Origin of the sequence: Streptomyces sp. NPDC047841, from assembly GCF_040704085.1 — a bacterium.
Lineage (GTDB): Bacteria > Actinomycetota > Actinomycetes > Streptomycetales > Streptomycetaceae > Streptomyces > Streptomyces argyrophylli.
On sequence record NZ_JBEYRP010000044.1, the window covers coordinates 1 to 19,206 of the forward strand.

Annotated in this window: 22 protein-coding genes and 4 pseudogenes; 15 read left to right on the top strand and 11 right to left on the bottom strand. The window is 71.5% G+C overall.

The window, feature by feature from the left end; genetic code table 11:
* The 3 genes from AB0947_RS39430 to AB0947_RS39440 all read left to right on the top strand — a co-directional run.
* The coding region (locus AB0947_RS39430; RefSeq protein ID WP_366755210.1) for a hypothetical protein at window positions 1–711 on the top strand (711 nt) is incomplete at its 5' end.
* A 152-nt stretch (window positions 712–863) separates the two neighbouring features.
* A complete protein-coding gene (locus AB0947_RS39435; RefSeq protein WP_366755211.1) occupies window positions 864–1,013 on the top strand; it encodes a hypothetical protein in 150 nt (49 codons plus the stop codon).
* 181 nt (window positions 1,014–1,194) lie between these two features.
* On the top strand, window positions 1,195–2,496 hold the full coding sequence (locus AB0947_RS39440; protein WP_366755212.1) for an ATP-binding SpoIIE family protein phosphatase: 1,302 nt from the start codon (window positions 1,195–1,197) through the stop codon (window positions 2,494–2,496).
* Window positions 2,497–2,688: 192 nt separating this feature from the next.
* Here AB0947_RS39440 and AB0947_RS39445 read toward each other — a convergent pair whose 3' ends face one another.
* Window positions 2,689–3,396 carry a hypothetical protein gene (locus AB0947_RS39445; protein ID WP_366755247.1) on the bottom strand — a complete coding sequence of 236 codons (708 nt, stop codon included), beginning with the start codon at window positions 3,394–3,396 and terminating at the stop codon, window positions 2,689–2,691.
* A 126-nt stretch (window positions 3,397–3,522) separates the two neighbouring features.
* Between AB0947_RS39445 and AB0947_RS39450 the strand changes: the two genes are divergently transcribed.
* The 5 genes and pseudogenes from AB0947_RS39450 to AB0947_RS39470 all read left to right on the top strand — a co-directional run bounded on the left by AB0947_RS39450 (window position 3,523) and on the right by AB0947_RS39470 (window position 6,194).
* Window positions 3,523–3,714 carry a hypothetical protein gene (locus tag AB0947_RS39450; RefSeq protein ID WP_366755213.1) on the top strand — a complete coding sequence of 64 codons (192 nt, stop codon included), beginning with the start codon at window positions 3,523–3,525 and terminating at the stop codon, window positions 3,712–3,714.
* A gap of 8 nt (window positions 3,715–3,722) precedes the next feature.
* Window positions 3,723–3,935 (top strand): annotated as a pseudogene (locus AB0947_RS39455) (hypothetical protein); the annotation flags it as partial.
* A 267-nt stretch (window positions 3,936–4,202) separates the two neighbouring features.
* Window positions 4,203–4,391: pseudogene (locus AB0947_RS39460) on the top strand (ribonuclease BN); the annotation flags it as partial.
* A gap of 49 nt (window positions 4,392–4,440) precedes the next feature.
* Entirely contained in the window at window positions 4,441–5,007 is a 567-nt protein-coding gene (locus tag AB0947_RS39465) for a Chromate resistance protein ChrB (RefSeq protein ID WP_366755214.1), read from the top strand.
* The gene (locus AB0947_RS39470) at window positions 5,004–6,194 is read left to right on the top strand and encodes an MFS transporter (RefSeq protein ID WP_366755215.1); all 1,191 of its coding nucleotides are present in this window, start codon (window positions 5,004–5,006) and stop codon (window positions 6,192–6,194) included. The genes AB0947_RS39465 and AB0947_RS39470 overlap by 4 nt, the downstream gene beginning before the upstream one ends.
* A 17-nt stretch (window positions 6,195–6,211) precedes the next feature.
* Here AB0947_RS39470 and AB0947_RS39475 read toward each other — a convergent pair whose 3' ends face one another.
* Genes AB0947_RS39475 through AB0947_RS39490 form a run of 4 tightly spaced genes read right to left on the bottom strand, consistent with a single transcriptional unit; the run spans window position 6,212 to window position 8,901 of the window.
* Window positions 6,212–6,556, bottom strand: a complete 345-nt coding sequence (locus AB0947_RS39475) for a DedA family protein (protein ID WP_366755216.1) — start codon at window positions 6,554–6,556, stop codon at window positions 6,212–6,214.
* On the bottom strand, window positions 6,535–6,822 hold the full coding sequence (locus AB0947_RS39480; protein ID WP_366755217.1) for a hypothetical protein: 288 nt from the start codon (window positions 6,820–6,822) through the stop codon (window positions 6,535–6,537). The genes AB0947_RS39475 and AB0947_RS39480 overlap by 22 nt, the downstream gene beginning before the upstream one ends.
* Window positions 6,823–6,859: 37 nt before the next feature.
* Window positions 6,860–8,233, bottom strand: coding sequence for an ATP-binding protein (locus tag AB0947_RS39485; protein ID WP_366755218.1), 1,374 nt, complete (start codon window positions 8,231–8,233; stop codon window positions 6,860–6,862).
* Entirely contained in the window at window positions 8,230–8,901 is a 672-nt protein-coding gene (locus AB0947_RS39490) for a response regulator transcription factor (protein ID WP_366755219.1), read from the bottom strand. The genes AB0947_RS39485 and AB0947_RS39490 overlap by 4 nt, the downstream gene beginning before the upstream one ends.
* A gap of 160 nt (window positions 8,902–9,061) precedes the next feature.
* Between AB0947_RS39490 and AB0947_RS39495 the strand changes: the two genes are divergently transcribed.
* The 4 genes from AB0947_RS39495 (at window position 9,062) to AB0947_RS39510 (ending at window position 11,799) form a co-directional block, all read left to right on the top strand.
* Window positions 9,062–9,715: a DUF4956 domain-containing protein gene (locus AB0947_RS39495; RefSeq protein WP_366755220.1), complete on the top strand. Its 654-nt coding sequence runs from the start codon at window positions 9,062–9,064 to the stop codon at window positions 9,713–9,715.
* Window positions 9,712–10,518: a polyphosphate polymerase domain-containing protein gene (locus tag AB0947_RS39500; protein ID WP_366755221.1), complete on the top strand. Its 807-nt coding sequence runs from the start codon at window positions 9,712–9,714 to the stop codon at window positions 10,516–10,518. The genes AB0947_RS39495 and AB0947_RS39500 overlap by 4 nt, the downstream gene beginning before the upstream one ends.
* Window positions 10,515–11,375 carry a phosphatase PAP2 family protein gene (locus AB0947_RS39505; protein ID WP_366755222.1) on the top strand — a complete coding sequence of 287 codons (861 nt, stop codon included), beginning with the start codon at window positions 10,515–10,517 and terminating at the stop codon, window positions 11,373–11,375. Before AB0947_RS39500 ends, AB0947_RS39505 begins: the two co-directional genes overlap by 4 nt.
* Before the next feature lie 223 nt (window positions 11,376–11,598).
* Window positions 11,599–11,799 carry an LAETG motif-containing sortase-dependent surface protein gene (locus tag AB0947_RS39510; RefSeq protein ID WP_366755223.1) on the top strand — a complete coding sequence of 67 codons (201 nt, stop codon included), beginning with the start codon at window positions 11,599–11,601 and terminating at the stop codon, window positions 11,797–11,799.
* 29 nt (window positions 11,800–11,828) lie between these two features.
* Here AB0947_RS39510 and AB0947_RS39515 read toward each other — a convergent pair whose 3' ends face one another.
* From AB0947_RS39515 to AB0947_RS39525, 3 genes and pseudogenes are all read right to left on the bottom strand, one after another.
* Entirely contained in the window at window positions 11,829–11,960 is a 132-nt protein-coding gene (locus tag AB0947_RS39515) for a hypothetical protein (RefSeq protein WP_366755224.1), read from the bottom strand.
* 42 nt (window positions 11,961–12,002) lie between these two features.
* Window positions 12,003–12,107, bottom strand: a pseudogene (locus tag AB0947_RS39520) (VCBS repeat-containing protein); the annotation flags it as partial.
* A gap of 68 nt (window positions 12,108–12,175) precedes the next feature.
* Window positions 12,176–13,027: a class I SAM-dependent methyltransferase gene (locus tag AB0947_RS39525; protein ID WP_366755225.1), complete on the bottom strand. Its 852-nt coding sequence runs from the start codon at window positions 13,025–13,027 to the stop codon at window positions 12,176–12,178.
* A 120-nt stretch (window positions 13,028–13,147) separates the two neighbouring features.
* Between AB0947_RS39525 and AB0947_RS39530 the strand changes: the two genes are divergently transcribed.
* Entirely contained in the window at window positions 13,148–13,732 is a 585-nt protein-coding gene (locus AB0947_RS39530) for a TetR family transcriptional regulator (RefSeq protein ID WP_366755248.1), read from the top strand.
* Window positions 13,733–14,318: 586 nt separating this feature from the next.
* Here AB0947_RS39530 and AB0947_RS39535 read toward each other — a convergent pair.
* Window positions 14,319–14,960, bottom strand: coding sequence for a methyltransferase domain-containing protein (locus tag AB0947_RS39535; RefSeq protein ID WP_366755226.1), 642 nt, complete (start codon window positions 14,958–14,960; stop codon window positions 14,319–14,321).
* A gap of 548 nt (window positions 14,961–15,508) precedes the next feature.
* Window positions 15,509–15,898 carry a metalloregulator ArsR/SmtB family transcription factor gene (locus AB0947_RS39540; RefSeq protein WP_366755227.1) on the bottom strand — a complete coding sequence of 130 codons (390 nt, stop codon included), beginning with the start codon at window positions 15,896–15,898 and terminating at the stop codon, window positions 15,509–15,511.
* Window positions 15,899–16,004: 106 nt separating this feature from the next.
* Between AB0947_RS39540 and AB0947_RS39545 the strand changes: the two genes are divergently transcribed.
* Together AB0947_RS39545 and AB0947_RS39550 are read left to right on the top strand one after the other, a co-directional pair.
* Window positions 16,005–17,984, top strand: coding sequence for a heavy metal translocating P-type ATPase (locus AB0947_RS39545; RefSeq protein ID WP_366755228.1), 1,980 nt, complete (start codon window positions 16,005–16,007; stop codon window positions 17,982–17,984).
* A complete protein-coding gene (locus tag AB0947_RS39550; protein WP_366755229.1) occupies window positions 17,981–18,391 on the top strand; it encodes a (2Fe-2S) ferredoxin domain-containing protein in 411 nt (136 codons plus the stop codon). The genes AB0947_RS39545 and AB0947_RS39550 overlap by 4 nt, the downstream gene beginning before the upstream one ends.
* A 95-nt stretch (window positions 18,392–18,486) precedes the next feature.
* Here AB0947_RS39550 and AB0947_RS39555 read toward each other — a convergent pair.
* Window positions 18,487–19,176, bottom strand: a pseudogene (locus AB0947_RS39555) (MFS transporter); the annotation flags it as partial.
* Window positions 19,177–19,206: the final 30 nt, after the last annotated feature.

Genomic DNA, 19,206 nt, shown 5'->3' on the forward strand with positions numbered 1-19,206 from the left:
TCCCGCTTCAAGCGAGGCCGACACGCGCCTCACCTGGCCGACACCGACCCCATCCCGCTGATCGGCGTGACCCAGCTCTACCGGCGGGACGTGCCCGGCTTGCCCGACATCGATGCAGGCGACCTGCTCCAGGTGTTCTGGTGCCCCTTCGAACGGCACGGCGAGAGCCGCCACGAGATGCACGTCGAACTGAGGTGGCGGCACTCGCAGGACACTGGCACACCACTGACCGAGCAGCCGGCCCCCGAGGTCGTCGGCCGCCCCGAACTCGTCCCCTCGCCCTGCGCCCTGCACCCCGAGGAAGTCGTCGAGCACCCATGGTTCGAAGAGCTCCCCGAGAACGTGCGGGAGCGCATCGAAGCGTGGGAGGGAGAGCGGCAAGAGAACGAAAGCGACGACCAAAACGAACAGTACATCTACGATTTGTCCACGGCCCCCGGCTGGAAAGTCGGCGGATACATCGCCTGGAACCTCACCGGACCCACGCGCCTGGCCTGCCCGGTCTGCGACGCAGAGCTCACCCCGCTGCTCACCATCGACCAGCGTGAATGGGATCCCGCCACCACCAGTTGGGTCCCCTACGAGGACCGGCAGGACATCGGGGTCATGGGCGCCAACGTGCCCACAGGCGTCTCACCGGGCCGGGGCCGGCTGATCATCGCCGTCTGCCCCCGCGACCCGCACCACCCGTTCCGCCTCGTCACTCAATAAGTGAACGCCCTCTCCTGCGGGGTGACAGCGGCAGCGCGGTGTTCGTCTTCGCCGACGCCCAGGCCGAGGAAAACGTCGATGGCGCTGCTGTCGATCACGTGCAGCGCCCTCCATCACGCACACCGCCGGCGGAGCGGCGGAAACTGAACCGGATGGAACTCGCCGCAGTCGACGGAGTGCGGTCCGTCTTCGACGGTGACGACCCCGCCGAGCGGCTGGGCGGCGGAGATCTGCACCTGCGCAACGCGGCCCTGCGCCTGCCACTGTGGCGTAGCCGGCCGGCATCGAGTCGGACAACGTAGTCCCACCGCTGTCCGACCACCCCCTCCTGCGCAGCTTCCAGCACGGCGAAACAGTCCCCTGCGGTCGGGACGACTTCGCCGCCCTGATCGGCGGCCCGCACCAGGCCGAGCGGCTCATCCCGCACGACGGCCATGCGGTGATGGTGGCCCCCCATATGCCCGCGGCCTCACCCTCGGCGCGATGGTGGTCTGGCGCACCGGCCTGTCCGAACCCTTCACCGAAGACGAGACGGACCTGATGCGGCAGATCGCCTCACGGGGAGCACTCGCCATCGACAACGCCCGCCGCTACACACGCGAGCACCGAGCGGCCATGGCCCTGCACCAGAGCCCGCTTCCCCCGACCACGACCGACACTCCGGCAGCCGAGACCGCCGGCATCTACCGGCCCGCGAGCGGGGGAGCGGGCACCAGCGGCGACTGGTACGACGCCATCGCCCTGCCTTCCCTCCGACTGGCCCTCGTCGCCGGAGACGTGATCGGCCACGGCATACCCGCAAGCGTCACCATGGGCCGCTTGCGGCGCCGCCATCCAGACACTCCCAGACCTCGAACTGAATGCAGCGGGATGTGCTCACCCGTATCGCGGACCTGGTCCAGCGCCTTGCGGCCGAAGCACCGTCCGACGAACACGACAACCGTCGACGCCACCTGCCTGTACGCGGTCTACGCCCCGGTTACCCGACGCTGCGCCATGGCCAGTGCCGGACACCCGCCACCCGTCCTGATCCGGCCCAACGGGACCGCCGAAGCAGTCGACATCGTCCCCGGACCACCACTCGCCGTCAGCGGCATGCCGTACGAGACCACCACGATCGCCCTCGAGCCAGGTAGCGTTCTCGCCCTCTACACGGACGGCCTGGTCGATCGAGGGGCGGACGACGACACCGATGGCGGGCTCCGACGGCTGACCCGTGCGCTCACCACCTCCCACGGCTCGAACCGCACTCTGGACGAGACCGGCCGGGCAATCGTCGCCGACCTAGTGGACGAAGAAGCACGTGGCGACGCGACCCTGCTGCTGGCTCGCACCCGCGCCGTGCCCGCAGAGGACACCGCTCACCGGCAGATCCCCGCCGATCCGGCAGCCGTCTCCGAGGCGGGGGAATGGACGACCCGCCAACTCACCCTGCGGGGGAGTGGACGACCTGCTTTCACCACCGAACTCATCGTCCACGAGCTGGTCACCAATGCGATGCGCCACGGTCGCCCACCCGCGGAGCTACGGCTGATCCGCCAGAACGTGCTGGTCTGCGAGGTCACCGACGCAAGCAGCACCCAGCCCCGCCTGCGCCGTGCGCGCGCCACCGACGAGGGCGGACGCGGCCTCTTCCTCGTCGCCCGACTCGCCGAGCGCTGGGGCTGCCGCCATGGCCAGAACTACAAGCGATCTGGTCCGAGCAGCTCGTCGCTTGCCCCCACTGGTCCCTCCCGCACTCTCGGAGTGAGGTCTTCGAAGCGGGCCGCCCCCGGTGTCGGATGAGGGAAACGCGTCACCACCATGCATCCCGGCATTGCAGGGGGCTGGGAACCACTGGCCGTCGGCGCATATCGGTGAGCCCGGTGAGATGCGTCTGCCATGACGAGCCACAGGGGCTTCTCACCGGGCTCATCCACTTGGTCTAACTATCCCGAAACGGAGAGGTACCGTCCCGCTCCCGAGTGGCCTCGACGGTCAAGGCGCCCGCCACCGGCGAGAACCACTCCGCTTCCGGCTCGCCGGGGATGGCCCGCCCCTCCGCACGCCACTGCACGGCCAAGCGGCAAAGATCGGCTCCGTGTGCGGATCCGGGCTGTGCGGCGCGTCTCGCGGACCTTGTACTTCCGCCAGCCTCGCACCGACGGCCGGTAGGCATCGGTGAGCCGCTTGAAGACCACGCCCTCCATCCCGACCGACGCCCACGTCAGCCACTCGCCCACGGTCTGCGGGTCGAGCGTCGGACGGGCACAGCGTCCATGGCGCGATGAGCCGGCGGGCGGCGAACAACGATTCCAGCGCGGCCCTGCGCCGCCGGTACGGCCACCCGGTAGTGTCCGTCCCCGACAACCTGAGCGGATCGAATGCCACGAAGTGCGCCGGCCACTCTCCGGCCGCCCGGGCCGCACCGGCGCCGCGCCGGGCAAGCCGGTGTTGCAGCTGCTCGAAGGCCAGCCGGCCCGTGGCGTCCCAGACGACGAGTTCGCCGTCCAGCGCGGTCGCGTCCGGCAGCTGCGCGGCCCCGGCCACGATCTCCGGAAACGAGGCCGCCATCTCGGTGCCGCGCCTGGAGCGCAGCACCACCCCTCCCGCTTCAGCGGAGACGAGCGCCCGGAATCCGTCCCACTTCGGCTCTGCGGCCCACCCGGCAGGCACGTCAGGTCTGTCCACGGCAACGGCCAGCATGGGCTCGGGCAGGCTCCAGGTCACCGTCGGTGCCTTCCACCGCGGCTGGCCGCCGTTTGGGTGCCTTCGGGCGGGGTTCGACGGGCGAAGGGACTCGCCGAGAGAGCCGCTGCGGACACTGACGTCATGAGCGAGAGCAGCGAGAAGGTTCACCACCCCGGTGAGATCGTCCCGCAGTCAGGGATCTACGAATGCGACTGCGGCCAGGGGCATGGGTACAGCACTGACATGAAGGGGCACCGCTTCCCGCCACTGCACGAGGCCTGCGGCGGCAGTGGCTGGAAGCTGAAGGCCGCCGTCGCCCATCCCGGGCCCTGAGCGGCCGAGTGCGGCACCGCTTCGGCCGCGACACCCTGGACGGAGCCGCGGTCCGGGCCACCCTGCTGGACCTCGTCGTCCAGCTCGCCCTCACGCTGCGTCGTCGCGGCCAGGTGGCCCAGGCAGTCACCCTGACTCTGCGGTTCGCCGGTGGCACCACCTGGGAGAAGACCCGCCGTCTGAAGGAAGCCTCCGCGCACGACGAAGATCTGCGCAGCCGCGCATACCAGCTGATGGATGCCGCCGGCCTGCAGCGCGCCCGGCTGATCGGCATGTTCCTCAGGGGTGAGGAGCGTCATCGACGCCGACCAGGTCGCCCAGCAGATCAGCCTCGACCAGGCACGCGAATCCCGGCTCGTGGCCGAAGAAGCCATGGACCGAATCCGTGCCAAGTTCGGCCCCGGCGCGGTCGGTCCCGCCGCCACCGCCGCTTTCCGTCGCGCTTTCTGACCCACACCGTCGTCCGGCGGTCTCCTGCGGCGTACATGTCGGCGACCGACGCGGTGTTGGCCAATATCAGGAAACTGGCCCCCGGTTCGGCCAGGGACATCATCACCCGGGCCGAGAAGCAGTTGCAGAGCAATGCCGGGGTCGGCTCCATCATGGCGGTTGCCGGCATCGTGCTGGCGATGTGGTCGGCCTCCGGCTATGTGACCGCGTTCATCGGCGCGGCGAACACCGGTTCGCCTGAAGTGCCCGAATGTAACGCCTGCTACATTCCTTGATGTGTCGGACACAGAGCCGGGCAGTCGCTGGCTCATTCTCGTGATCAAATTGGCCGCCGAGCCGTCGCGGCACCGGGTGGCGGTCTGGCGGGAGCTGCGCAGGATCGGTGCGCTCTCGCTCGGCCAGGGCGTGTGGGCCGTTCCGGACGTACCCGTCTTCGCCGACGGCATCGCCCGGGCGATCGCATTCACGGAGCAGGCCGGCGGACAGGCGGTCACCCTGAACGCGTCCGGACGCGGGCCCGAGGACGCTGCCCGCTTCGAGGCGCTGTTCACGGCCGCCCGGTCCGCGGACTGGGCGGAGTTCCTGGCAGACTGCGGCAAGTTCGAGGCGGAGCTGGCCAAGGAGATCCGCCTCGCCAAGTTCACCCTCGCCGAGCTGGAGGAAGAGGAGCAGTCGCTGGAGCGGCTGCGGCGCTGGCACCGCGACCTGACCGCCCGCGATGTGTTCGGCGCGCCGGAGGCGGCCGCGGCGGGCCGGCGGCTCAAGGAGTGCACCGCGGCCTGCGAGGACTACGCCGAGCGCGTCTTCCGCGTGCTGCACCAGGCCCCCGAGGGGGAGCAATGACGGCGCGGTCGGCGTCGGCCCGGCAGATGTGGCCGCTGTACGCGGCCGGGTTCACCACGGCCTTCGGCGCGCACGGCATCGCCGCCAACCTCGGCGGTCACGCGGAGGGCGCGGTCACCTCGCTGCTGGTGCTGGGCGGACTGCTCGCCCTCTACGACGGCGCCGAGGTGCTCCTCAAGCCGCTCTTCGGCACCCTCGCGGACCGGGTCGGTGCCCGCCCCGTGCTGCTCGGAGGGCTCGTGGCGTTCGCCGTGGCATCCGCGTCGTACGTCGTGGCGGACAGCCCGGGCTGGCTGTGGGCGGCCCGGCTGGGTCAGGGCGCGGCGGCCTCCGCGTTCTCGCCGTCCGCCTCGGCGCTGGTGGCCCGGCTCAACCCGGCCGCCAAGCACGGGCGTGCCTTCGGCAGTTACGGCTTCCACAAGTCCATCGGTTACACGCTCGGCCCGCTGCTCGGCGGGGTACTGGTGTGGGCCGGTGGCCTGCGGCTGCTGTTTGTGGTGCTGGCGGTGCTGGGCGGGGCGGTGGCGGTGTGGGCGGCGGTCGCCGTCCCCGTCGTACCGCCCCTGCCCAAGGTCCGGCAGACGGTGCTGGACCTGGCACGTCGCCTGGCCGAGCCGGCCTTCCTCGCTCCGACGTCCGCGCTGGCCGCGGCGACCGCCGCCCTGTCGGTGGGCGTGGGCTTCCTGCCCGTCTCGGGCAGAGCCGCCGGGCTGGGCACGATCGCCACCGGGGCCGCCGTGTCGGTGCTGGCCGCCTGCGCGGCCGTCGTCCAGCCGAGGGCCGGACGGGCACTGGACGACGGGCGGCTCACGACGCGTGGCGGGCTGGCGATGGGGCTGCTGGTCACCGCCGGCGGCCTGGCCTGTGCGATGCTGCCGGGCCTCGCCGGGATCCTCGTCGGCGCCGCTCTGATCGGTGTCGGTACGGGGCTGATCACCCCGCTGGGTTTCGCCGCGCTGGCCGCGAGCACCCCTGCGGAGCGTCTCGGGCAGACCATGGGCGCCGCCGAACTGGGCCGCGAACTCGGTGATGCGGGCGGGCCCCTGTGGGTGGCCGTCGTCGCCTCGTTCGCCACGCTCACGTACGGATTCGGGGCGCTCGCGGCTCTCATCGGGATGGGCGCGGTGGTCGCGCTTGTGCGCCGTCGCGCGGTGTCGGCCGTACCCGAGCCCGACACGGAGGAGTGAGGGTTTCTCAGCGCCGGTCAGTCCTGGTGTCTGCGGCGCAGCAGATGCCGGAGCGCGAGTGCGGCGCCGAGGGCGATGAGTGCGTAGAGCTGGTAGCGGGTGATCTCGTCGTAGAGGGCGGTGATGTGGGTGCCCGCCACGTAGGCCAGGGTCGCCCACAGGCCGACCCACAGCGCGGCACCGAGGGCGTCGAAGACGAGGAAGCGGCGCCAGGGCATGCCGCTGGTGCCCGCGATGATGCCGTTGAGCTGGCGCAGTCCTTCGATGAAGCGGGCGACGGTGACGAGCTCGCCGCCATGGCGGGTGAAGAACTCCTCGCTTGCCTGGAAGCGATTCGGCGTCAGGAAGACGTACGGCCCCAACGGTGGACGAAGGCGCGTCCTCCGGTGTGGCCGATCGGGTAGCCGATGTTGTCCCCGATGACGGCGGCGGCGAACGCGATGGAGGCCACGGCCACGATGCTCAGCCGTTCTGCCCCGGCGTAAATCCCGGCGGCGATCAGGATGGTCTCGCTCGGGGCGCGGAATCCGAAGTCTTCCACGAGGATCACAGCGCCGACGGCCCAGTAGCCGTAGTGGCTGAGCAGGGGGGCCGGATGAGCCAGTGGGCCCGGGAGGGGCGGGGCCATGCCTTCACCGTACGCGGAGGCCGAACTGGTGCGCCGGTCAGCAGGGCAGGTCGAGGACGACGGAGGCCCCGTGCCCGGTGTTCTCGGCGTGTGCGGTGCCGCCGTGTGCGGTGGCCACCGCGTGGACGAAGGCGAGCCCGAGGCCGGATCCCTCGCTGGTGCGGCTGGCCTCGGCGCGGGCGAAGCGGTCGAACGCCCGGGGCAGGAACTCGGGAGGGAAGCCGGTCCCCTCGTCCGTGACGCACAGCCGCAGCCTGCTGTCCCGGACGGTGGCAGTGAGGTGGACGGCTCCCTTGCCGTGGCGAAGGGCGTTGTCGAGCAGGTTGCCGATCGCGGGCCGCAGCCACCGGGCGTCGACGTCGACGGTCACGCGGGCCGCGTCGACGGTCACCGTACGCCCCGGCCGCTCGGCAGTGCGCAGATGTGGTGCGACGGCGGCGTCGACGAGGTCGGCGAGTTCCACGGGGGCACGGGTGATGTGCTGGGTGCTGCCGAGTTCCTCCAGGTCCAGCAGGGCGTTGGAGAGGTCGATCAGGCGCTGTACCTCGGCGTCCACGGAGCGCAGGGTCTCGGTGAGCTCCCCGGCCGAGCGGGGGCGGTGCAGGGCGACGTCGACCTCGGCCCGCAGCAGGGACAGCGGGGTGCGCAGCTCGTGGCTGGCGTCCGCGACGAACCGGCGCTCGCGGTCGGCGGACTCCTCGAGGCGGTCGAGCATGTGGTTGAGGGTGTGGCCGAGGCGGGTGATCTCGTCGTCGTGGTCGGCGGGCACGTCCAGGCGCAGGTTCTGGGCGCCGTCGGCGAGGGTGGCGGCACCGCGGCGGTAGCGCTCGACAGGGCGCAGGGCGGCGCGGGCGGTGCGGTAGCCGACGTAGGAGGCGGCGATGAGGGTCAGGCCGGAGGCGAGGGCCAGTTGGGCGAGGAGTTCCCGTAGCGCCTCGTCGCGGTGGCCTCGCCGGACGGCAGCGATCACGATCCGGGGCTGTCCGTTCGCCGCGACGCGTTTCGCCTGGAGGCGCAGGGTGCCGGGGGTGATCGGGAGCAGGGAGCCGACGTCACGCCGGATGGTGGCGCCGCGCGTGACGGCGCGGAGTTCGGCGGGGGTGAGGAGCGGCTGGTGGCGGAGGGAGTCGCTGGAGGTAAGGACGCGGCCGTGTGCGTCGAGGACCTGCTGGAGACTGCCGCTGGGGCCGGGAGGGAGCCGGTTTCCGGCGCGTACCGCCTGGTCGAGACTGTGCCGGTAGGTGGTCAGGTCGTCGTTCAGCTGCTGGTCGAGGGCGGTCCTGACCCGCCAGTAGACCAGTCCGGCCGCCCCGGTCAGCACCAGGGACATGGTGATGGCGACGGCCAGCACGAGGCGCGTGACGACGGGCAGCCGCCTGAACCACGGCCCCAACCGGCCGGGCAGGGTCACGGGGTGGTCTCCAGGCGGTAGCCGCGCCCGCGCAGGGTCGTGATCGTCGTACGGCCGAAGGCGCGGTCGACCTTGGCGCGCACCTTGGAGACGTGAACGTCGATGGCGTTGCTGCGCAGGTCGGTCTCGCCGTCCCAGACCTCGTTGAGGAGCTGAAGGCGGGTGACCAGGCGCCCGGCGTTCTCCATCAGGACCCTGAGTACGTCGAACTCGCGGCGGGAAAGGTCGAGTTCGGTGTCCCCCCGCCAGGCGCGCTGCCGCTCGGGGTCGAGGACGAGGTCGCCGACCTTCAGGCGCCCGGAGTGCTCGGGACGGCGCCGGGATATCGCGCGCAGCCGGGCCAGCAGCTCCTCCATGGCGAACGGCTTGACCAGGTAGTCGTCGGCGCCGGCGTCCAGGCCGGCGACCCGCTCACTGATCGCGGCGCGCGCGGTGAGCAGGATGACGGGGATGTGTATGCCTTCCTCGCGCAGTGTCCGGCACACCTGGACCCCGTCCATGCCCGGCAGCATGACGTCGAGGATCACGGCGTCCACGCGCGGGTCGCGGGCGGCGGCGAGCCCGGACGGTCCGTCGTAGTGGCCCTCGGCGGTGTGCCCGGATTCGGTGAGGTAGCGGACGACCAGGTCCGTGAGGCGGGTCTCGTCGTCGACGACCAGATAGTGCATGCCCGTCAGGCTAGCCGCCCGCGCAGGTGTCCGGATTCCCGGAGCCAGGGGGAGGCTTCATGGTCTGTTCATGTGACATCCCTACCGTCGTTCACGTCGCGGTGCTCCGCGGACCGCGACCGGTCCGCCGTTGCCACGCGCCGGGACGGAAGGGACAGACATGCACGCACTGGTGCTCGCCGCCAAGGGCCTCACCAGCCACATCGCGCCGATGGACCTGATGACCCGCGGCGGTCTCGACGTCATCGCGCTGCTGATCCTGGTCGGCTGGCTCTACCGGCGCCGCCCCAGCGCCCCGGCGATGCCGCTGGTGCTGGCCGCGCTGAACATCGGCCTGTTCGCCGCGATGAGCACGATCAGCGCCGGGAAGTTCCCGGCCGGGGTCGGCTTCGGCCTCTTCGGCATCCTCTCCCTGGTCCGGCTGCGCAGCGCGGCGTTCACCCTACGCGACGTCGCCTACACCTTCGTGACCCTGGTCATCGCGCTGTGCACGGGGCTGCCGCACCGGCAGATGTGGCTGGTTGCCGTACTGGACGCCGTGGTGCTGCTGGCGGTGCTGCTGGTGGACGACCCGAAGTCCTACGAGCCCCCGACCCGCACGGTCAAGCTCACCCTCGACCGGATCTACCCCGAGCCCGCGCTCATAGCCCACGACGTGGCGCTCCGCTTCGGCCAGGCGCCCCTCTCGGTGGTCGTGGACGAGGTCGACTACGTCCGCGAGACCACCCGGGTCTCCGCCCGCTACCCCGCCGTACCGGGGGAGCCCGCCACCGCCCAGGACGCCGAGCCCCGCGAGCAGGTGACCGCCGCATGAGCCTCGCCTCCGACCTCGGCCTCGACGCCCTGCGCGGCGCCACGCTCGCCGAGGTCGACGCGGCGGCCGCGCTCCAGCACCGCACCGACCGCAAGTACCTGCTCCCCCTCGACCGCGCCCGGGACCTGGTCGCCCGGCTCGCCGACAGTCACCGCGCCCTGGACCTGTCCGGCCGCCGTACGACGAGCTACCTCAGCACCTACTTCGACACCGAGCAGCTCGGCGCCTGGCGGGCCCACGTGCAGCGGCGCCGCCGACGCTGGAAGGTCCGCACCCGCCTGTACGCCGAGGACGGGCTGTGCCGGGTGGAGGTGAAGACCAAGGACGGCCGCGGCGCCACGGTCAAGCACGCCCTCAAGGTCCCGGCCACCGCGTACGGCGAACTCGGCGCCCAGGCGGCCGAGTTCGTGGACGAGGTGCTGGCCACGTCCGGCATCCCTGTCATGGCCAAGGAACTGGTCCCCGCCGCAGAGGTCCGTTACGTCCGGGCGGCCCTCGCCGACCTGGACCACGGCACCCGTGTCACCCTCGACGGCGCACTCACCTGCCACCAGGGCGCGCGCACCGCCGCGCTCGACTCCGGCCACGTGCTCGTCGAGACCAAGGGCGGTGTCCGGCCGGCTCCGGCCGACCGGCTGCTGCTGAACCTGGGCGGCAGGCCCGTCTCCCTCAGCAAGTACGTCATCGGCCGGTCCCTGCTCACCCCCGGCCTCCCCGACAACGACGTACGCCGCCTCGCCCGCACCCACTTCACCACCGGGGCGAGCACGGTACCGCTCTACGAAAGGACCCCCGCCGCATGAACGTCCTGCGCGGCATCAAATGGCCGTACGCCCTGATCGCGCTGCTCGCCGTCGCGGCCGTCGCCGTCGGTGTGATGCGACCGCAGCTGGTCTCGGCCGCCACCGGCGGTTCCGCGAAGAAGAAACCCGGCGCGACGGAGCTGATCAAGCAGAACCCGCCGCCCACGCTCTTCACCGACGCCGAGATCACAACGATCGGCAAGCAGGCGGCGGCCCAGCGCAAGAAGGCGGACGCCCTCTTCGCCCAGTGGAAGAAGGCGCACGGCACCACCCGTGACGACAAGGCGTTCGCCACCTGGGCCGCACAGCAGGTCCCGGCACCGCCGTCGGCCGCGCAGCGCACCGCCGAACTCCGTGCGGACCAGCAACTCGCGAAGACCCGCACGACGGCGGGGAAGAAGGCCGCGACCTGGCTGGAGCTCTACGGCAAGAAGGACATCTGGAAGCTCTACCTGCACGACCAGCGCGAACTGATCCCCGCCGCGCAGGGCACGGCCGAGAAGGCCGAACTCAAGGCGGCGCTGAAGATGGCCAAGACGATCAGCGACCAGCTGGCCGCCAAGGACAAGCAGCCGGCCCCGTTCGTCCTGGACCCGAGCCTGCGCCCCGACAAGCACATCAAGCCCGGCGCCAAGGGCCCGTACTCCTACCCCTCCCGGCACGCCGCCCGTTCCGCCGCAGCCGTCACCTTCCTCAGCGTCCTCTCCCCGCACCGCGCCGAGGACTACCAGTGGATGCAGGACGAGGTCCTCTACTCCCGCCTCTACATGGCCGGCCACGTCACCAGCGACCTCACCGCCGGCACCCTGCTCGGCGACCTGATCGGCGACTACGAACTCGCCGTCAGCGGACACTGACCTCCCTGAAGCCCTCGCGATCTGCCCGCCCCACGACTCACGTGGGGCGAGCAGAGACTATGGGGACGGCACCTGCCCGACGCCTGCGACGCTCCCTCCTCATGCGGGACGTGCCTGGCCGGCGACAGCTGCTTGCAGCTCTCGCCGGCAGAGGGCCGGGCAGGACCGCGCCCTGGGCGTGCTGGAGGACGCCGTGCTCGCAGCGCCCCGGCCTCTACACAGCGTGCCCGCCTACGCTGGCTGGATCGACAAGACCATGAAGACCAACGGCGCTCCGTCCCCCAAGGCTCAGGGCTCCGACCTCACCGAGACCGGCACGAACGACAGGACCGCGGCGGTTGCCGGCGTGCCGGCCGCACTGCTCGCCGCCGGTGGAGGCACCGCCCTCGTCATACGCCGCCGCAAGACCCGCCAGGCCACCTGAGCGCACTACTCCCCGCCTCACCACGCGCGTCACCGGCCGCAGGCGTCACGGGCGACATCGACGCCGACCTCCACCACCAGCTGCGGTTCCACCAGCGTGACGTCCAGCTGCTCCCGGCTGACCTCGGGGTCGAGCAGGGATGGACCACGGCCGAGGAGCACCCCCGGTTCCTCGGAGGCGGCCTTCGTAGGCCAAGGGCACAGTCATCGGGTCCTGAAGCGGCGGTAGAGGTTGCGGACCACGTACACGCCGGGGCCGCCGAAGCCGACGATGTCGGCGCGACCGTCGCCGGTGATGTCGGTGAGGAACTCGGCTTGAGCGGGGCCTACGCCTACGCATGGCTGGCTGGCGTCGGCAGTTGGAGGTGCCTGCGAAGTCAGGCGTCGGGTGTGGTGGCGGTGAGCAGCCAGGCGGTGCTGCGCAGATGCAGGCCGGTGTCGCTTTCGTGGGGGCGGAGGGCGTCGGTCAGGCGGGCCCGGGCGCGGGCGGCGGTGCTGGGGGCGGTCTGCGTCAGGAGGTGGCGGCCGGGTCCGGAGTTCAGGAGGAAGTCCGCTGCCTCTGACGCGCTGTGCCCCCAGTTGCCGAAGGCCGTGACGTGTTCGGCCCGTACGTTCTGCAGGCCTGCCTGGTTCAACAGTGCGGCCGCGGCGCCGGGCGCGGCCAGCGAGAACATGCCGGGGGCGCCGGGCTTGCCGAGGCCGGCCAGCGGCAGCATGTCCTGAAGGGTGGCCAGGGCGGTCAGCCACTGGTTGCCCTCAGGTTCGGCGGAGCACAGCAGAGCGACGCGACCGCCCGGACGCAGTGCGGCGGCGATGTTGGCGAAGGCGGCGGCGGGGTCGTTGAAGAACATGATGCCGAAGCGACTGATGGCGAGGTCGAAGGTGCCGCGGGGGAGTGGGTGGACCTGGGCGTCGCCCTGTTCGAAGCGGACGTTGCCGAGACCTGCGCTCTCGGCGCCGGCTCGGGCGCGCTGGAGCAGGGGGCCGGAGAGGTCCAGGCCCAGGGCGCTGCCGTGCGGGGCGGCGGCGCGAGCGGCGAGCCGGGTCGTGGCTCCCGCGCCGCAGCCGATGTCGAGAACGTGGTCACCGGGCGCGATGGCCGCGGCGTCGAGGAGGGGCTGGTTGAAGCCTGCGTTCACGGCGTCCCAGCGGTCGTGGTGGGCTGCCCAGTGGGTGCCCTCGTAGCCGTTCCAGGCCTGTGCCTGGGCGGTATTGGTGACGGGGTGCATGAAGGGAACCTCCCGTGGACGAGCGTTGCCAAGCGGGGAGCCGCCCCTAGTATGGGCGTATGCCCAAACAGTATGGGCACATGCCCATACCTTGCAATGTCTTTCGACCGGGAGGACTCGTTGTCACCACGCGGAGTGGCCATCCCCGATCTGCGCGAGCGGCTCTTCGAGGCGGCCGAGCGGGTCGTGGCCCGGGACGGGGCCGCTGCTCTGACCAGCCGGGCGGTCACGACCGAAGCCGGCTGTGCCAAGGGGGTGTTGCACGCGCACTTTGCCGGACTGGACGAGTTCGTCGCCGAGCTGGTGCTGGACCGCTTCACCCGTACCGTCGCGCTGGCCGCCGACCTCCCCGCGCAGGCAGGCAGCGGCACTGTCACCGGCAACCTGGTGAACCTGGCTGCGGCGGTGCTGAGCCTGGATCCCGGAGTGGTCGGCCTGGCAGTGACCCGCCCGGCCGCAGCCCTGCGCGTACGTGAGGCCTGGGCTGCGGGCGCGCCCGGCTTCGATGCGGTCCAGACTTCGATCGAGGCCTACCTGAGCGCCGAACAGCGCCTGGAACGCATCGCGGACAAGCTCGATGCCGGGTCAGTCGCACTAGCGCTGGTGGGCACACTGCACCATCTGCTGATGACGGGCCGCCCGGGCACACCGTACCCGCAGGACCGGGTGCAACGGCTGGTCCACGCCCTGACCGGCCTGTCCTGATCAAGACCCTCTGCCGCCGCATCGGGGAACCACAGCACGGGCAGGGTCGTTTCGCGGCAAAAGCAGCCACGCCCCGACGCCGGTCGGTCCAGGACTGGGACGACAGGATGGCGGCCGTGGCGAGTGCGTGCAGGCAGTACCCGGCCACCACCTCGCCATCCAGCCCGCGTGGAACATCAAATGATCGGCTCCGCCGCTGCAGCGGGTGTAGGCCCGGCCGGGGCACCAGCAGCTGGCGGGACGCTTTGGAGTGACGTCCAGCACCCGTATTGGCTCTGTGACTCGCGCTGACCACTCCGGTGAACCGGTGGATGATCAACCGCGGCCAGGGCCATGCCGTCGTGCACGCCTACCACTGACAGGCACCGCATTCCTCCCGGCCTGGGCCCCTGCGGCCCAGGCCCGGCCCGTTGCCCGGGCTGTGCAGGCGAGCGCACGGGGCGCCGAGCGTCCACAGCACGGCACGGACGGGGCCCGTCGCAGGTCATGACCGACGAGCCGAGCAAGTGCATCGGCACCGACGGGCCGCGCTCGTAGGCGGCATGGCACGGTCTCGACCCACTGTTGCTGCGAGGCGGCGCTCCGGTCAGCCGGTACGGCGCAGGACGGCCCAGCTGCCCCAGCCCGCCTCGGATTCGGTGGCTTGCCAGGTGCCGGGCAGCACGGCAGCGACGGTGTCGGCGGGAAGGTACAGCGGTCCGTCACCACCCAGCTGGTTGATCCACAGCAGCACTCCGCCGGACGCCAGAACGCGTGCGGTCTCAGCGGGGAAGAGCAGCATGCCGATCGCAGCGACGGCGGCGATGGATGCGTCGGCGAGCGGCAGTGCGCTTGCGTCGGCCCGCACCCGCCATGCAGAGCGGCTCCCGGCCTGCTGCAGCATGCCCGTGGACAGGTCGGTGCTGACGACGTGCGGAAAGGTGGCTCTCAAGGTGGGGGTGTACAGGCCTGTGCCGGAGCCGAGTTCGAGGCACGTCCCGTGAGGCACGGGACCGCCGCGGGTCAGGGCATCGCGCACGGGCTCATCGCGGCCGGTGGCGCGGGTGGTGTCCCAGTCGTCGGCGAGCTGGTCAGACATGTCGGTGATGAAGCGCGCTGCCTCAGACGTCCACGGCTGCCGGCCGGCAGCCAGGTCGGAGGCGAATGCCCGGAACGTCTCGGCGGTCCTCGACGGGGGAACGGGCTTGCCTTCCGGGCTCGGCAGGACGCGCGGCAGGGTGGCAGTCACACACCTGCTCCACCACGGGAGCAACATCGCGCGGATCGATCCGGGGGTGGATCGAGCACTCCACCCGCGGGTGGAGAACCCCTCACGGTCGTGATACCCCACCCCCCGCATCAGAGCCCGTATCCGCACGCCCCGCGAGGCAGAGCCGCCGGCTCCGGAGCCAGGACGACGCCGTGCGGACTCGAGCCCAGAGGCTGTCCCGGCATCGCAGGGTGTGCCGGTGGGAGGGACTTGTAGGAGATTGGCCCCCGTACTGGTGGGCTCGCGGATTCAACTGCCGCGAGTACTGCTGCCGAGAGGCGGGATCGCGGAGAAGCGGCTGCACGCCACCGCAGCGCGGGCCGCAGGAGGGGAAGCGGGTTTCTAAGTTCGAGCGGCTGCGCCGGCCGCCGACGCGGACGACTGCTCGGCAGCTGGCGCTTCACCGCCTCCGTTCCCGCCGCCGATGTCCTGTGCCCGCTGCGCAACGGGGACCGTCCGAGCTGGACGGGAGCAACGACGGCGCGAACAGAGCTGAAGCGCCGGACAGCGAGGCGGCCGCCGCCTGCTCAGCGCCCGACGGCGGCAGGGGCGTCCACGTGGGCCGGGGTGTCGTGCAGACCCAGGCGGAGGTGTTCGGCGTGGTAGAGCGCCTGGTCGAGGAGCTCGGCGACGTGGTTGTCGTAGAGGGCGTAGACCACGGAGCGGCCCTTGCGGGTGCCGGTGACCAGGCCGAGGTTGCGCAGCAGGCGCAGCTGGTGGGAGCAGGCGGACTGCTCCATGCCGACCTCGGCGGCTAGCTCGGTCGCCGGCAGGGGGCCTTCGCGCAGGCGGGCGAGGATGAGCAGACGCGAGGGGGTGGCCAGGGCCTGGAGGGTGGTGGCGACCCTGGCGGCGTTGGTCGCGTCCAGGCGCGTACGCGGGACGTCGTTGTCGGATGGTGCGGCTCCGTGACCCATGGGGTAATGGTACGGCGCCATGAACACATGAATCCGTGTTCATTCGTTCCTGTTACTGTGGTGAGGTTGGACGCTGTCCGTCGTTCCCGTATCAAGGACTGTCTCGATGTCTTCCACTCTCACCCGTCCGGCCCCGCCCGGCGGCGTCGTCCGCGAAGCCGTGGCACCGCGGCGCCGCACCCGGATCTTCTCGCTGCCCGAGGCCCGCTGGGCGGCCGCGGCGCTGGTGCTGTTCCTGGTCGCGTTGCCGCTGCACCTGGCCGGGGCGCCGGTCTGGGCGTGGGGGCCGCTGTTCGCCCTTACCTATGCCACCGGCGGCTGGGAGCCCGGCTGGGCCGGATTGCAGGCTCTGCGTGAGAAGACCCTGGACGTCGACCTGCTGATGGTGGTCGCGGCACTGGGGGCGGCGGCGATCGGGCAGGTGCTGGACGGCGCGCTGCTGATCGTCATTTTCGCCACCTCCGGTGCCCTGGAGGCGATCGCCACCGCCCGCACCGCCGACTCGGTGCGTGGCCTGCTCGACCTCGCCCCCACCACCGCGACCCGGCTCGCCGACGACGGCAGCGAGGAGACGGTGCCGACTCAGCAGCTCGGGGTGGGCGACATCATCCTGGTGCGGCCCGGCGAGCGCATCGGCGCCGATGGCCGGGTGCTGGACGGCGCCAGCGACGTCGACCAGGCCACCATCACAGGCGAGCCCCTCCCCGTAGCCAAGCAGGAGGGCGACGAAGTCTTCGCTGGCACCCTGAACGGCACCGGTGCCCTCAGGGTGCAGGTCGAACGCGACCCGTCCGACTCGGTGATCGCCCGGATCGTGACCATGGTCGAGGACGCCTCCGAGACCAAGGCGCCCACCCAGCTGTTCATCGAGAAGGTCGAACAGCGGTATTCGATCGGCATGGTCGCCGCGACGATCGCGCTGTTCGCGCTTCCGCTGCTGTTCGGCGCCGCGCTGCAGCCCACGCTGCTACGTGCGATGACCTTCATGATCGTTGCCTCGCCGTGCGCGGTGGTGCTGGCCACCATGCCGCCGCTGCTGTCCGCCATCGCCAACGCCGGCCGCCACGGTGTGCTGGTGAAGTCCGCCGTGGTGATGGAGCAGCTGGGCCAGATCGACGCGGTGGCGCTGGACAAGACCGGCACGCTGACCGAGGGCACCCCGCGCGTGACCGACATCCGCCCGCTGGCCTCCTCCGGCCTGAGCGAGGACGAGCTGCTGCGGCTCGCGGCTGCAGCCGAGCACCCCAGCGAGCACCCGCTGGCCCGCGCGATCGTGGACGCCGCGCGCGCCCGCAACCTCGGCATCCCGCTGGTGGAGGACTTCGCCTCGACGCCGGGAACAGGGGTGAGCGCGAAGGTCGAGGGCCGCACCGTGGCGGTCGGCAGCCCCGCCCGCCTCCTCGACAATCTCATCAGCCACCCGACCGCCACAGCGGCCGCGACGCTGGAGCAAGAGGGCCGCACGGCCGTGCTGGTCACGCTACACGGCACCCCGGTGGGGGTGTTGGGTATCGCGGACCGGCTGCGCGAGGAGGCCGCCGCCACCGTCACGGCCCTGGGCGAGCTGACGGCCAGTGCCCCGGTCCTGGTCACCGGCGACAACCCGCGCGCTGCGGCCCGGCTCGCCGGCGAGGTCGGCATCACCGACGTCCGCGCCGGTCTCCTGCCGCAGGACAAGGTGAGCGCAGTGCAGGAGATGGAGCAGGCCGGCCGGAAGGTGCTCGTGGTCGGCGACGGCGTCAACGACGCCCCCGCGCTGGCAGCCGCCCACACCGGCATCGCCATGGGCCGCGCCGGCTCCGACCTCGCCCTGGAGACCGCCGACGCGGTCGTGGTCCGCGACGAACTGGCCACCGTCCCCACCGTCGTCCGCCTCTCCCGCCAGGCACGCCGCCTGGTCGTGCAGAACCTCGTCATCGCCGCGGTGTTCATCACCGGCCTGGTCATCTGGGACCTCGCCGGCACCCTGCCCCTGCCGCTCGGTGTTGCAGGCCACGAGGGCTCCACCGTCATCGTCGGACTCAACGGCCTGCGCCTGCTCGCCGACGGTGCCTGGCGCCGCGCCCGCATCGGGACCGGCCAGTGAGCCGCCGCACCCGCAAGGCTGCCCCTGCCACCGCGGGGGCAGCCCGCTGCACCGTCACCGTCTGCCGCGGTTGCTGCTGCGGCACCGCGAAAATCCCCGGCATCGACCACGCCGCCCAGCTCGCCGGACTCCGCCGCGCGCTGGAGGGCACCGCGCAGGTGCGGGTAACCGACTGCCTGGACGCCTGCGAGCGCGCCAACGTCATCGTCGTCCAGCCGTCCGCCGAAGGCCGCAAATACGGCGGCCGCCCGGTCTGGCTGGGCCTGGTCAACGATCCCGACGCCACCGACGACATCACCACCTGGATCCAAGCCGGCGGTCCCGGGCTCGCCGACCCGCCCGGCATCCTCGACCTCTACGCCTTCCGCCCCTCCCGCCGCGTCCAGGCCGAACTCCACGACACGTAACCCCCGTGCCTGCTGCTTGTCGTCAAACGAATCGTTTGACGACAAGCAGCAGGCACGTCCGCCGTCCTGGAAGGGGCGTGCCCGGAGTCGCGGTTCTGCACCACGAGGAACAAGGTCAGCAAGGCAGCAGCACCCACGAGTTCGGCAATGGTCTGTGCCGAGCCCCAACCCGCCTCGGGTGCCCTCACCACGGCGAACACAGCGAGCGCGATACCGGCGGTGACCGTGATTGCCCCGAGTGCGTCGACCGTGCCCCGCCTGGCCCCCACTGCAGGGAGCAGCTTGGTGGCGGCCAGCGTCGCGGCGCCGATCGGGATGTAGATGGTGAACACCCATGGCCAGCTCTGCCATTGGGTGAAGACGCCGCCGAGGAACACGCCTGCGGTGCCGCCGGCCGGTGCTGCGGCACCATAGAGGGCCATGGCCTTGCCGAGTTCCTTGGGAGCGTGCCCGAACAGCATCATCAGCAGTGTCCTCGCGGACGGCGCGATGAGCGCGCCCCCCGGTATCTTGGACAGCCCGGCCGACGACCTCCACCCACGCTGTCTGGGCAGCGGCCGCGATGATGGAGCCCGCGATGAGGACGCCCCAGCCCGCCGTGAAGACCCTGCGGGCACCGAGTAGGTCGGACAGGCGTCCGCCGAGCAGCAGCAGGCCGCCGAAAGCGATGACGTAGGCGTTGAACACCCACTGCAGCCCGCCCTGGGAGAAGCCGAGGGGACCATGAACTGGGCGGCGGCGAGCACGATGAGGGCCCGCCAGCGCCGTGGGTTGACGGCTGACATTGCTGACCTCTCTTGAACAGACGTAAAGCA